At 54.1% G+C, this 13,979-nt stretch carries 8 protein-coding genes; 3 read left to right on the forward strand and 5 right to left on the reverse strand.

Translation table 11 applies throughout. The annotated features are described in order from the left end of the window. Positions 1 to 18 precede the first annotated feature (18 nt). Entirely contained in the window at positions 19 to 903 is an 885-nt protein-coding gene (gene era / locus TREBR_RS11350; protein ID WP_041610870.1) for a GTPase Era, read from the reverse strand. 227 nt (positions 904 to 1,130) lie between these two features. Between era and glgX the strand changes: the two genes are divergently transcribed. Continuing rightward, on the forward strand, positions 1,131 to 3,275 hold the full coding sequence (gene glgX, locus TREBR_RS11355) for a glycogen debranching protein GlgX (RefSeq protein ID WP_013759314.1): 2,145 nt from the start codon (positions 1,131 to 1,133) through the stop codon (positions 3,273 to 3,275). 125 nt (positions 3,276 to 3,400) lie between these two features. Beyond that, a complete protein-coding gene (locus tag TREBR_RS11360) occupies positions 3,401 to 5,848 on the forward strand; it encodes a glycogen/starch/alpha-glucan phosphorylase (protein ID WP_013759315.1) in 2,448 nt (815 codons plus the stop codon). A 329-nt stretch (positions 5,849 to 6,177) separates the two neighbouring features. On the opposite strand, the gene putP is transcribed toward TREBR_RS11360, so the two are convergent. Then, a complete protein-coding gene (gene putP / locus TREBR_RS11370) occupies positions 6,178 to 7,665 on the reverse strand; it encodes a sodium/proline symporter PutP (RefSeq protein ID WP_245523716.1) in 1,488 nt (495 codons plus the stop codon). Positions 7,666 to 7,787: 122 nt separating this feature from the next. On the opposite strand from putP, the gene TREBR_RS11375 reads away from it, so the two are divergent. Beyond that, entirely contained in the window at positions 7,788 to 10,085 is a 2,298-nt protein-coding gene (locus TREBR_RS11375; RefSeq protein ID WP_013759317.1) for a bifunctional diguanylate cyclase/phosphodiesterase, read from the forward strand. Between the two features lie 60 nt (positions 10,086 to 10,145). Here the strand turns inward: TREBR_RS11375 and TREBR_RS11380 are convergent, their stop codons facing one another. From TREBR_RS11380 to trxB, 3 genes are read right to left on the reverse strand one after another with little or no spacing between them, the layout of a single operon-like run. Beyond that, positions 10,146 to 11,192, reverse strand: a complete 1,047-nt coding sequence (locus TREBR_RS11380) for a GNAT family N-acetyltransferase (protein WP_013759318.1) — start codon at positions 11,190 to 11,192, stop codon at positions 10,146 to 10,148. A gap of 12 nt (positions 11,193 to 11,204) precedes the next feature. Further along, on the reverse strand, positions 11,205 to 12,983 hold the full coding sequence (locus tag TREBR_RS11385; RefSeq protein ID WP_013759319.1) for a glycoside hydrolase family 3 protein: 1,779 nt from the start codon (positions 12,981 to 12,983) through the stop codon (positions 11,205 to 11,207). Further along, positions 12,984 to 13,922, reverse strand: a complete 939-nt coding sequence (trxB, locus tag TREBR_RS11390) for a thioredoxin-disulfide reductase (RefSeq protein ID WP_013759320.1) — start codon at positions 13,920 to 13,922, stop codon at positions 12,984 to 12,986. It abuts the gene before it with no gap. Between the last annotated feature and the right edge of the window lie 57 nt (positions 13,923 to 13,979).

The raw sequence follows: 13,979 nt of genomic DNA on the forward strand, positions 1-13,979 counted from the left end.
TTTGTTCCTTTACGGCCGTTATTTGAGCAGTTTATTCAAAATCGGATCTTTTTGCCGCCAATTTTTGTTCACTTTTACCTGTAAATCAAGATCTACCCGATACGGAAATATTTTGCGCAGCGTTTTGATAGATTCGACGCGGATCGTCTTTATCATGGCCGCGCCTTTACCGATAACCATACCTTTCTGACTTTCGCGCTCCACGCACAAAAACGCGCGAACCCATAACTCCTTGCCTTCGCGGCGCCATTCCATATCCGAAATATCCACGTAGATCGCGTGCGGCAGTTCGTCGCGCAGCCGATTGATCGCCTGTTCGCGGATTATTTCCGCAATACGGAAATCGACTTCCTGATCGGTGTAGAATTCTTCAGGGTACAGCGGTTCGGCTTCCGGCGCGATGTCGTACAGCGCGCGAAGCACGTCGTTTACGTTGGTGTCCTTTTCCGCCGATATGTCGAACACGCGTCCGGCCGGAACCGACGGCAGCGCGGAAGCAGCGAACGAACGGGCGGCAGCAGGGTTTGCTTCGTTCAAATCGATTTTATTGACCGCAACGACGGTTTTATCCGCGAACGGCGCTACCAATTCGGCAGTCAGGCGTTCTTCCGTACCGACGGCACGCGCGGCGTCTATCATGTACAGAACGGCGTCCGCACTCGACAGCTGCTCGGCGGCGATTCCCTTCAGCTTGACGTTCAGTTTTTTATCCGAATCGTGATATCCGGGCGTATCCACGAACACCAGCTGACCGAGCGACGTGTTGACGATGCCGCGCACGGCGTTTCGCGTCGTCTGCGGCACCGGAGACACGATCGAGATTTTTTCACCGCTCGCAGTGTTCAGGAAGGTCGATTTTCCGACCGACGGGCGGCCGACGATCGCAACGACGGCCGTTTTCACCGGCACGTCCGAAGCGCCGCATTCCGGCAAAGTGCCGCATTCCGGCAAAACGCCATTTTCCGGCAAAGTGCCGCATTCCGGCAGCACGCCGTTCTTTTTTTCAGTATCATCCATAGGCTGCCAGTATACCGGAAAACGGGGCTCTCCGGCTACCGGTCCGAACGGCCGGAAGAATCTCCGTTTCCCGTATAGCAACACCGTTTGCGATATGCTATAATAAATACATTATGGATTCTATCAAAGTTCATCCCGGACGTCCGATGCCGTACGGCGCGACTCCCGTACGGGACGGGATCAATTTCAGCGTTTTTTCACGCAACGGAACCTCCGTCATTCTCGATATCTTTAAAAAGCCGGAAGACAGCGAACCGTATTTTTCATACGAGTTCGATCCGGTGGTCAACCGCACGGGAGACATGTGGCACGTCCGTCTTGAAGGGGTGGAAACGGGAGCGCTGTATTTATACCGCGTGGACGGTCCGTTCGCTCCCGAAAACGGACACCGATTCAACAAGAACCATTACCTGCTCGATCCGTATGCAAAAGCGCTCACCGACATGTCCATATTCGCCAACCTGCCGAAGGACTACGCCGCTCCGATCGACAAACTGGACGTCGAATTCGGCAAACGGCGTTCGGCGCGGCATTTTCCCAAATGCATCGTCATTGACGACGCGGACTTCGACTGGCAGGGCGACCAGCCGCTCAACTATAAACTGAAAAACTGCGTGCTGTACGAAACGCACCTGAAAGGATTCACCGCCAGTCCCACGTCCGCAGTCGCGCATCCGGGAACGTACCGCGGCATGACGGAAAAAATCCCGTATTTGAAGTCGCTCGGCATCACGAGCGTGGAATTGATGCCCATACAGGAATTCGACGAATTTGAAAACGCCAATACGAATCCCCGTACCGGTAAACGGCTCAAAAATCACTGGGGCTACAGCACCATTTCGTTTTTTGCTCCCAAAACGTCGTACGCCGCCGATCGGACACCCGGCGGTGCCGTTCGCGAATTCAAGGAAATGGTCCGTGAAATGCATAAAAACGGGCTTGAAGTTATCCTTGACATCGTGTTCAATCATACGGCAGAAGGCAACGAACACGGATTGACGCTCAATTTCCGCGGATTCGACAATTCCATTTATTACATATTGGAAGATAAACACAAACAGTATTATAAAAACTTTTCGGGCTGCGGAAACACGGTCAACTGCAATCATCCGGTCGTGCGCAGCTTTATCATCGACTGTCTGCGGTATTGGGTGATCGAAATGCACGTAGACGGGTTCAGATTCGACTTGGCGTCCATCCTCGGCCGCGACCGGAACGGCAATCTGATAAAAGAACCGCCGGTTCTGGAACGTATTGCCGAAGACCCGATTTTAGGCCGAACCAAAATTATCGCCGAAGCCTGGGACGCCGGCGGTGCGTATCAGGTGGGTACGTTTCCCGGCGGCAGATGGGCGGAATGGAACGACCGGTTCCGCGACGAAATCCGCCGGTTCTGGCGGGGAGACGATTTTCTGTGTACGGCCGCCGCCACGCGCATGACCGGCAGCGCCGACTTGTATCAGGACGACGGCCGTAAACCGTATCATTCGGTCAATTTTATCACCAGCCACGACGGGTTCACACTGAACGACCTCGTCTCCTACAACGGAAAGCACAACGAAGAAAACGGCGAACACAACCGCGACGGTTCGGACAACAATTCCAGCTACAATTACGGGTACGAAGGCCCCACCGCCAATAAAGCGATAGAAGGAATTCGGACGCGGCAGGTAAAAAACATGCTGCTCACGCTGCTGCTGTCGCAGGGAACGCCGATGCTCCTGTCCGGCGATGAATTCCGGCGAACGCAAGGCGGCAACAACAACGCGTACTGTCAGGACAACGAACTGTCCTGGCTCAACTGGACGAACCAGGAAACGTACGCGGAAATCGTAACGTTTCTCCGCAAAGCAATCCACACCCGGCTGACGCATCCGGTATTCCGCCGTCCGGATTTTTTCGAGGGACAGGATCACTCGGCGAATTTACTGCCCGACATCAACTGGTTCGCCTCCGACGGAAAAACACCCGACTGGTCCCAACTGAATCATTTTCTGGCGTTCCGATTGGACGGCAGCAAAGCCGAAATTTTTGCCGACCGGGACGACAACGATTTTTTCATCATGTGCAACACCGGTGCAACGGATATGACGGTCAAAACGCCGTCTTTGAATAAAGGCAAAAAATGGTATCGCTTTATCGACACGTCGGTTCCCGCTCCCAACGATTTTACGGATCACGGCAGCGAAGAATTGCTGGAAGAACAGAAAACTTATATCCTTCCGGCACGAACGATGGCGGTGCTTTTAGGGAAATAATTACTAAATCGGTTTACATTCACCTTGACAGATATTCTGTTTTGCGTTTATCATAATTTCAATGATTCTGCAATTCGTGTGTTTTGTTTATAAAACGGATAACGCATAAAGTAAAGGGAGCCCAAATGAAGTTTGACGCACAGCAATTTAAAGAAGCCCTGACGGAACGCCTGAAACGTCAGTACGGAAAAGACATAACGCAGGCAAACCGGCACGATCTTTTCGACGCAGTTTCCGCATCCGCGCTTGAACTGATAATGAACAACTGGATGGAAACCCGCCGCCAGTACGACAAAAAGCCGACCCGTCAAGTCTATTATTTGTCCGCGGAATTCCTTATGGGACGCGCTTTGGGAAACAACCTGATCAACGCACTCATCCGCGACAGCGTTGCCGAAGTTCTCAAGGAAATGAACATCGATTACAATCTGCTTGAAGACGAAGAACCGGACGCCGGTCTCGGCAACGGCGGACTCGGCCGGCTCGCCGCCTGTTTCCTCGACTCGCTCGCAACGCTCGACTACCCGGGACACGGATACGGAATCCGCTATGAATACGGCATGTTCGAGCAGCACATTGAAAACGGCTACCAAGTCGAATATCCCGACAACTGGCTGAAACACCGCGATCCGTGGGAAATCAAACGCAGCGACTTGGCAGTCACCGTTAAATTCGGCGGCCGCGTCGCCGTCCGCAAAGGTGAAAACGGACGCGATTGCTTTTACGTTGAAAACGCGGAAAACGTAACGGCGATTCCCTTCGACATGCCGATCGTCGGCTACGACACGAATACGGTAAACACGCTGCGCCTGTGGCAGGCGTCTTCCCCGAACGGATTCGACCTGCAACTGTTCAATAATATGGAATACAACCGCGCCGTCGAACGGCAGAACAGCGCCGAAAACATTTCCCGCGTTCTGTACCCGAACGATTCCGGTCCCAGCGGCAAAGCGCTGCGGCTCAAGCAGCAATATTTTTTCACGTCCGCAAGTTTGCAGGATCTGATCCGGCATTTCGTACATAATCACGGAACCGATTTCTCCAAATTTCCGGAACTGCACGTTATCCAGCTGAACGACACGCATCCGGTCGTCGCCATTCCCGAACTGATGCGCATCCTGATGGACGAATACGGCATGGGTTGGGAAGATTCCTGGGGCATCGTGGCCAAAACGTTCGCATATACAAATCACACGATTCTTGCCGAAGCGCTCGAAAAGTGGCCGATCGACATTTTTCAGGGACTGCTGCCCCGTATTTATCAGATCGTCGAAGAAATCAACCGCCGCTTCCTGATCGAATTGCGCGGCAAATATCCGGCCGACTACGCAAAGCAGAACCGTATGTCCATCATCGCCAACGGGATGATTCACATGGCATGGCTCGCCATCCACGGCTCGTTCAGCGTGAACGGCGTCGCGGCGCTCCACACCGAGCTGCTCAAAACGCAGGAACTCAAAGATTGGGCGGAATTATATCCGAAGAAATTCAACAACAAAACGAACGGCGTTACGCAGCGCCGCTGGCTGCTCAGCGCGAATCCCGAACTGGCGAACTTTATCACGCAGAAAATCGGACACGGCTGGGAAAAAGACCTGTCGAAACTCAAACAGCTCGAAAAATTTGCCGACGATTCCGCCGTTCAGAAAGACTTTTTGGCTATCAAACGCCGCAACAAGGAACGCCTTGCCGACTATTTAAAAGTAACCCAAAACGAATTCCTTGATCCGGACTCGATCTTCGACGTTCAGATCAAGCGTCTGCACGAATACAAACGGCAGCTGCTGAACGTACTGCACATCATGTACTTGTACAACCGCATTTTGGAAGATCCGTCTTTCAATCCGCCGGCGCGTACGTACATTTTCGGCGCGAAGGCTGCGTCCGGTTACCGCCGCGCGAAATCGATCATAAAACTGATCAACACGGTCGCCGAGCGCATCAACAACGACCGCCGCGTCCGCGGAAAACTGCGCGTCGTATTCGTTGAAAATTACCGCGTCAGCGTGGCTGAAAAACTGTTTCCCGCGTCCGACGTATCCGAACAGATTTCAACCGCCGGAAAAGAAGCGTCCGGTACCGGAAACATGAAGTTCATGATAAACGGCGCGCTCACGCTGGGAACGCTCGACGGTGCGAATATTGAAATCGTAGAAGAAGCCGGCAATGAAAACGCGTTCATCTTCGGTCTGACGGCCGACGAGATACTCAAGATAGAAAAAGAACACAGTTATAATCCGCAGAAATATCTTGAACGCAATCCGCACTTGGCAAAAGTCATGAACCAGCTCATAGACGGAACTTACGATCCGACCCATCAGCTGTTCAAAGAGCTGTACGACTCGCTGGTATACGGAATAGAAGGGCAGCGCCCGGACGTGTATTACGTACTGGCGGATTTCGACGCGTATGCGGCGGCGCAGGAACAGGTGGCGGAAGCGTATACCGATTCCGCCGCTTGGGCAAAGAAAGCGATCCTGAACATTGCCCGTTCAGGCAAATTCAGTTCCGACCGCACGATTGAAGATTACGTGCGCGATATCTGGAAACTGAAAAAAGTAACGGTAAACTGACGGGCAGCTGCGGGAAACGTTCAACAGTTTCCGCAGCTTCTCCGCGTTCGGAATCAAGCCGTTGCTGCGTCTGGAACTAAACATTTGCACGGCGGCGGTTCGGTTTCAGGCAGCTGCTTGCACAAAAAAACCGGCGGTTCGGTTCCGGGCAGCGGTTTGCACAAAAAAACCGGCGGTTCGGTTCCGGGCAGCGGCTTGCACAAAAAAACCGGCGATTCGGTTCCAGGCAGCGGCTTGCACAAAAAAACCGGCAATGAGAACTTTTTTGAAAAGTTCCGCTGCCGGTTTTCATTTTAAACGATGCCGGCGTTTTCGCCGGCACACGGAATTTAATCTTCCAATTTCTTATACGCGTCGAATTCGGCGAGTATTTCGGAATTTTTGTTTTTATCCAAAAGACTGACGACGACCGCAACTGTCAGACACACCAAAAATCCGGGAACGATTTCATACAAATCGAAAATTCCGCCGGAAAGCGGCTTCCACAACAGCACCGTAATACCGCCGGAAATCAGTCCCGCAAGCGCACCGTTCCGCGTTGTGCCCCGCCAAAACAGCGACAGCAGCACCAACGGACCGAACGTCGCACCGAACCCGGCCCAGGCGTAGCTTACCAAACCGAAAATCGAACTGTTCGGATTCAGCGAAATACAGAACGCAACGGCGGCCACGGCCACGACGGTTATCCGGCTGACAAGCAGCGTCGTTTTTTCTCCGGCATCCTTTTTGATGAACCCCTTGAAAATATCGCGCGAAAACGCCGAAGACGCGACCAAAAGTTGGGAATCGGCCGTACTCATCGCCGCCGCCAGAATACCGCACAAAAACAGTCCGCCGATAAACGCCGGATACGTTTTTTTAATCGCCTCGATAAACACCGTGTCCGCAGCCCCGGCGGAAAGTTCCGCCGGAAGCAGATACGCGCGGCCGAACGCACCCACGAGCAGCGCGGCGGCGAACGCGATAACGACCCATATCATGGCGATCCGGCGCGACACTTTTACGTCCGCGTTTGAACGCAGCCCCATGAATCGAACCAAAATGTGCGGCATCCCGAAATAGCCGAGCCCCCACGCCAACGCCGAAACGATACTCATCGTACCGAACGAACCGCCGGCAACGAACGGATTTAAAAAGTTCGTACCGAATTCACTCAGCTTTACGGCGGCTTCTGCCGGCCCGCCCAACGACACGACCATGATAATCGCGGTAACCACCAGCGAAACGAACATCAGCGTTCCCTGGACGAAGTCGGTCGCGCAGACGGCAAGATATCCGCCGAGCAGCGTATACGCCAAAATGACCGCGATCCCCAGCAGCAGCGCCGGCAGATACGGAATATTGAAAACGGAATTGAACAGTTTCGCGCACGCGACAAAACCGGACGCGGTATAAATGGTAAAGAAAATCAAAATGAAAACGACCGACACCGCGGAAATCAGCCGCTTTGAATCTTTAAAACGGTTGGTGAAGAATTCGGGAATCGTGATCGCGTCGTTCGTATGAATCGTATATTTGCGCAGCCGTTTCGCAACGAGCAGCCAATTCAAGTACGTTCCGATAATCAAACCGACGGCAGTCCAAAACGCTTCTTTCATACCGCCCAGATACGCAACGCCGGGCAGCCCCATCAAAAGCCAGCCGGACATGTCCGAAGCTTCGGCACTTAAAGCCGTCATCCACGGCCCCACCTTGCGGCCGCCCAAAAAGAAATCGCCGGAACTGGAATTTTTCTTCATATAACGCCAGCCGATCATGACCATTACGGAAAGATAGCAGACGAAAGCTGCCAGAACGCTTACCATTCTCGAGTTCACAATATTACCCCTGTTAAAATTATTTAAATATACGTTCAGTATACCAGCGAACGCGTAATCCCGCAACCCGTAAAAACTTAAAAAAATTTGCGTATTCGACCTTTATGCGGTATACTGAATAAATGAACCGTTCGAATACGAATAGCACAAAGCCGTACCTGTTTGCAATCATCATCTTCCTATTCGTTCTCCTGCTGGCGGGATTACTGACACTTTATTTCATTTCCAACAGAACCATTCTGAAGTCCGAAACGGAAAGTTCCGTCGCGTCCGTCGCTCAGGTAACCGTAACGGCAATACAAACCCGACTGCACAGCGTCCTGCACAACATGGAAGTGTCGGCGCTGGCCGCACTGCAAATGAATTCGCCGCAGGAACTGCTGGAGTTCGTCCGGCAGGCCGACACCGACAACACCTTCAAAGATATCACCTGGATGCAGCGCGACGGCAGCGCGCAGTCGGTATCGGGAAAACGGCTGAACATTCCGATAACGCCGGAACATGAAAACGTATTTTCCGGCCGGTCGGCCGTATTTTACGTTGAGGACTCCCCCGTTACGCATATGCCGTCGATCGTTGCGGCGGTGCCCGCGTCTATCGGCGGAAACCGGAGCGGTATTCTCATGGGAAGCAGCCCGGTAACCTTTTTAAGCAGCTTTCTGCTGATAGACACGTTCAACGGGCAGGGCTTTTCGCATATCGTCGACTCGCACGGTAATCTGATTCTGACCTCCGAAAACAGCAATTCCGAGCAGACGCAATCGAATTTCTTCGATCATATGAAAAAAGAGGGAACCGTTACCAGAGATTACTCTCTGGAAAAAATGCAGCGAAATATGGAAAACATGCTGCCGGGATTTCTGTACTACCGCTTTCCGGGCGGAAAAGAAAAGGTGCTCTATTACATTCCCGTGGAAGCAGACGACTGGTATCTTTTTTCCATACTGCCGGTTGAAGCCACGCAGGAACGCATTTTTCAGCAAATAACCAATTCCGCCGCCTTCAGCTTTATCATTATCGTGCTGTTCACGACGACCGCGGCCCTCTTTATGAAGCACAACCGGAAATACCGCAAAGAGCTCGAAACCGCACTGTTCGTCGATCCGATTACCGGCGGTATAAGCTGCATGAAATTCGAACAGCTCGCCCGCAAACGGATTACCGAAGCGCTTCCGGGAACGTATACGTTTTTATCGCTGGATATCTGCGGATTCAAGCTGATAAACGACATCAACGGCGGAGGCGGCGGCAACGCAACGCTCATGTACACCCATTCGGTTCTGTCAACATTTCTGAACGATGAAACGATCATGTGCCGCGTAAACGCGGATGTTTTCAACGTACTGATGCCCACCGTAAGCGAAGCGCAAATCAAAAAAATGCTGACGGAATTTTCCGCCGCACTGAATAAATTCAACGAAACGCGCAAAAACAAATATTTTCTGCGCATAAAAGCCGGCCTTTACATGATAAGCGATTCCGGCCTGAGTTTTATGGCGATCAGAGACCGCAGCAACATCGCCCGCAAATTGGCAAAAGAAAAACAGCGGGCAACGCTCTTTGCTTACGAGTTTTATAACGATGCGGAATTGCTGCGCCAAAACACCGAACGTGAATTTGAAAATTCAATGGAACAGGCGCTCAGAAATCGGGAATTTAAAATGTATTTACAGCCCAAAATCAATATCCAAACCGGTAAGATTGCGGGAGCCGAGGCGCTCGTCCGTTGGGAAAATCCTTCGTACGGGCTTCTTCCGCCGGATAAATTCATTCCGGTATTCGAGCGCAACGGATTCATAACGATGATCGACCTGTACATTTTCGAGCAGGCGTGTTCGTTTCTGCGCCGGCAAATTGACGAAAACGCAGCGGTGCTGCATATTTCGGTTAATTTGTCGCGCGCACATCTGTTCGATCCCGATTTTTTGCAGAAATTCATCGTTATTAGGAACAAATACGATATTCCGTCCCAGCTGCTTGAATTTGAAATAACCGAATCGATGGCGTTCCAGCAGTCCGCTATTATTGCCGACGTTATCAATAAAATCCACGCGGCAGGTTTCAGCTGCTCAATAGACGACTTCGGCAGCGGGTATTCGTCGCTGAACGCACTGGCGGACATTCCGGCAGACGTGCTGAAATTGGATAAAGCTTTTTTCAGAAACGATTCCCAAAAGGAAAACCGCAACCACCGGATCATTGCGTCCGTCATCGCGCTGGCAAAACAGCTGGGCATGAAAGTCGTTGCCGAAGGCATTGAAACGACCTCCCAAGCGCATTTTCTGCAGAACGTCCGCTGCGATATCATTCAAGGCTATATTTATTCCCGCCCGCTGACCGTCGCGGATTTTACCCTGTTCAGTGAAAACTGGAAACAAAGCCCGTCCATACCGGCCGCATACGAAATACAGGAATCGTAACAGCCGCTCGCCGGGGCCGAACCGGGATCCGAACGGCAAAGCGTATCGCGCTGATACGCACTACACCGCGTAATATGCAATCGTATACGAACCGCATTCGGTAAATCCGGCTTTTGCGTAAGCGGCGCGAGCGGCGCCGTTCCCGATTTTAACGAACAGAACCGCCTGCTGCCCGCCACGCGCCGCGTTTTCCGCTATATACCGGACCAGTCGCGCCGCCAACCCTTTGTTGCGGTGTTCGGGGACCGTAAACACACCGCCGATCTGCACACACTTTGCCGACACCGCACTCACGGAAGCTTTCGCCGCAAAACCCGCACCGCCCGGCAAACCGACGCCGAACACACGGCGGCGGGCGAGCGCTTTCCGCAGCGCGCCTCGGCACGGCAATTCGCTGAACGGCCTGCCTTCCGGCAGCACTTCGACGATATCGTAGGCGCGCTGCAGCGGATACAGCAGGTCTTCGTCGGCGGCGGAACACTGAATCACCGGCAGTTCGGCGATAGACGATTCGGTAATCGGCAGTATTTTCGGCAGCCGCGGCGCCGATTGTCCGGCAGCAGACAAGGCTTCCGGCAGCCGCGGCGCCGATTGTCCGGCAGCAGGCAAGGCTTCCGGCGGACGCGGCGCCTCGATTCGTTCAGAAGCCGGCAGCGTTTCCGAAAATCGCACCGTCGTCGGCATTTCCGTCGTCGGCGTTTCCGCCGCCGGGCATACCGGCGACGCCCCGTACGACATCAGCACGTACGACCTGACTTCGGCGGGAACGGGCTGCGCGCCCGACTCCGCGGCCGCACGCATAAGGATTCCGGTACCGGCGGCGGCGCCGCTGATACAGTACACGCTCCGATCGGTAAACAGACAGCGCAAGACGTGCGCCGCGTTCCGGCAAAAATCAGCCGAAAGTTCCGGCGGAAAACAATGCAGCATGAGCCCCGCTTTTGAAACGAATACGACGCCGCACACTCGCCGGTCTGCTATCAAACAATACGACCGCGCGTCGCTTTCGGAAAAACGTTCCGTTAATTGCACGCAAAAAGGTTCGTGCAGGGAAAGAAACGCCCGCACCTGCTCCGGAGGCACTGCTGAAGCGGCAACAACATACATATCGCGCCGCCGTTACGGAGAAAGCGGCAGCGTTCCGCGCGCGCTGAATTCACCGGCAAGCAGGCCGAACACTGCGGCGAACGAATACGGCGAATAACTGTACGCCAGCAGAACGGTATCGGCCCAATCGCATTTCATCGCGGGAAACGGCGCCAAGACCGATATAACGATCGTCTTGACGTCAAGCTGCCGCAGCCGCTCGGCAACCGCCGCGCTCGCCGCGTCTGCAACGCAGATAATCACGGTGTCGAAATCCTTCGCAAAACCGGCAAGGTAATCGGACATCCATTCCGTCTCGTTCGGCCCCATCGCGTAATTGAACTGCACGAATTTTGCGTCGGGATAACGCAGTTTTGCTTCCGAAAAAAACGAAGGGAACTGCTTCTGCCCGGCCAGCAGGATACGCTCGCCCGCAGCAGGCGCATACGGAACGCTGCCGCCCTTGAATACGGAGATCGACCGGCACGCCTGAGACAGAAAAAAATCCGCCCCGTCGGGATCGGGAATCGATTCCGCTATTTTCGACACGTCGGGATACAGCGGAACGGCCGTACCGCTTTTGAAATAAACCAATTTGGCATGAATGACCCGCCGGGCAGCGTCGGCAACGCGCGCTTTAAACGCCGCGGACGTCTTCATCAGTTCCAGATTGGAGCGCCACAGCGCTTCGTTCAACTGAGCCGTCGTAGACGAAATAATGATATCGTTTCCGGCTTCAATCGCCATTCTGAACGCGGACGAAAGATTCCCCGCGTACATCGTAGCGCCGTTCATCATCATGTCGTCGGTAATGATCAGCCCCTCGTAGCCGAGCTTGGTTCGCAGAATATCCGTCAGGAATACCTTTGAAAGCGACGCCGGCTCGCCGTTCGGAACGATCTGCGGAAAACTCAAATGACCGGACATAATCGCGGGAATTTTTTCCGCGATCAGATATTTGAACGGCACCAATTCCCGATTCAGCAGCGTGTCGAGATCGATAGAAATAACCGGCAGATTTCCATGGGAATCGACGCCGGTGTCGCCGTGACCGGGAAAATGCTTCGCCGTCGGAATGACTCCGGCCGCCAAAGATCCCGCGGTAAAAGCCGCGCCCAGCACGCCCACCGAATCACCGTCTTCGCCGAACGAACGCGGACCGATGACGCTGGAATCGTGATTCGTATACAAATCGACCGTCGGCGCAAAATTCATATTGATTCCGAGCGCACGCAATTCCCGGCTGATGTAATAGCCGCTGAACCAAGCGTCCGCCGCATATCCTGAAGCACCGATTGCAAGGTTTCCCGGCGTGTCGCTCGTTTCGCCTTTCACGTGCCGAATCCAGCCGCCTTCCTGATCGGTCGCGACGAACAGCGGGATTTGGAATCTGCGCTGTTGGGATTTCTGTTGTAAACTGACAACGGATTCCGCAACGAGCGTCGTGTTGTCCGTGTTCCAGCCGAATACTTTCACACTGCCCAGTCCGCGCTCCACCACCCAGCGGTTCAAAAGCTCGGACGGTTCCTGTCCCGCCCAGCCGAACATGAAAATCTGCGCAAGCAGTTCTTCGTCGCTCATGCGCGAAACGAGCGTATCCGCAAGCACGTCCGCCGGATAATCGCTCCAGAACGTAATCCGTTCGGGCAGAGCCGCTTCAATCGGCGCAGCGGCAGATTGCGCGGAAGGGGCCTGCGCACCGGCAAAAAACGAGAAGCATACGGATAGAAAAACGGCCGCTGCCGTCCGCGCGGCGCTCCCCAAAAAACGGCCGCGCCCGGCACGCCCGCGCACAATCTGCAATTTTGCCATTTACCGATACGCCTCGCTCCGCGCGTCCCTGACATACTTTTCGGCCGAATGGGCGGCGAGCGCGCCTTCCGCAGCGGCGGTTACCACTTGCCGGAACTGTTTGGAGCGGACGTCGCCGGCGCAGAACAGTCCCGGAATCGGCGTCGCCATGCGGTCGTCCGTCAGGATAAATCCGCCGTCGTCGTGCGGCAACACCGGCACCAACTCCGTACGGGGAACGGAACCTGCAAAGATGAAAACGCCGTCCGCGGCGGCTTCGCTTGTCAGACCGGTTCCGGTGTCCTCTAGCAGCAGCGATTCGACGGCCTGCGTACCGCGGATCTCTTTTACGACGGTGTTGAAGCGGACGGTGATTTTCGGATTACGGAGTACGCGCTCGGCTACGGCTTTCTGCGCGCGCAGCTGAGCGCGGCGGTGTACGAGCGTTACTTCGGCGGCAAGCGTAGACAAATACGTCGCCTCGTCGCACGCCGAATCTCCGCCGCCGACTACGACGACGCGTTTATTGCGAAAAAACGGACCGTCGCACGTCGCACAGTACGACACGCCGCGGCCGGCGAACGTATCTTCACCGGGAATCCCCAATTTCCGCGGATATGCTCCGGTCGCCAACAGCAGCGCCTCGGACGAAAACGTCTGATCTGCGGTTTTCACGGTAAAAAGCGGGCCTACTTTATCGACGGAGAGCACTTGCGTTTTTTGCATGACCGCGCCGAAATCCTTCGCCTGAGCTTCCATTTTTCCGATAAATTCGCTGCCCGGTATTCCCGGATACAGGCCCGGATAATTTTCCAAATGCATGATATTCAAAGCTTGCCCGCCGGAACTTACGTTTTCAAGGACAAGCGTTTTCAAATTGGAACGGGCGCCGTACTGCGCGGCGGTAAGCCCCGCGACACCCGCTCCGATAATGATAAAATCGTACCGAGTACTTTCCATGCCGTACAGTATACCGATTTTCCCCATAAGATACCAGTGGAAAACCGGCGCGAGGTC

This window comes from Treponema brennaborense DSM 12168 (assembly GCF_000212415.1).
Classification (GTDB): Bacteria; Spirochaetota; Spirochaetia; order Treponematales; family Treponemataceae; genus Treponema_F; species Treponema_F brennaborense.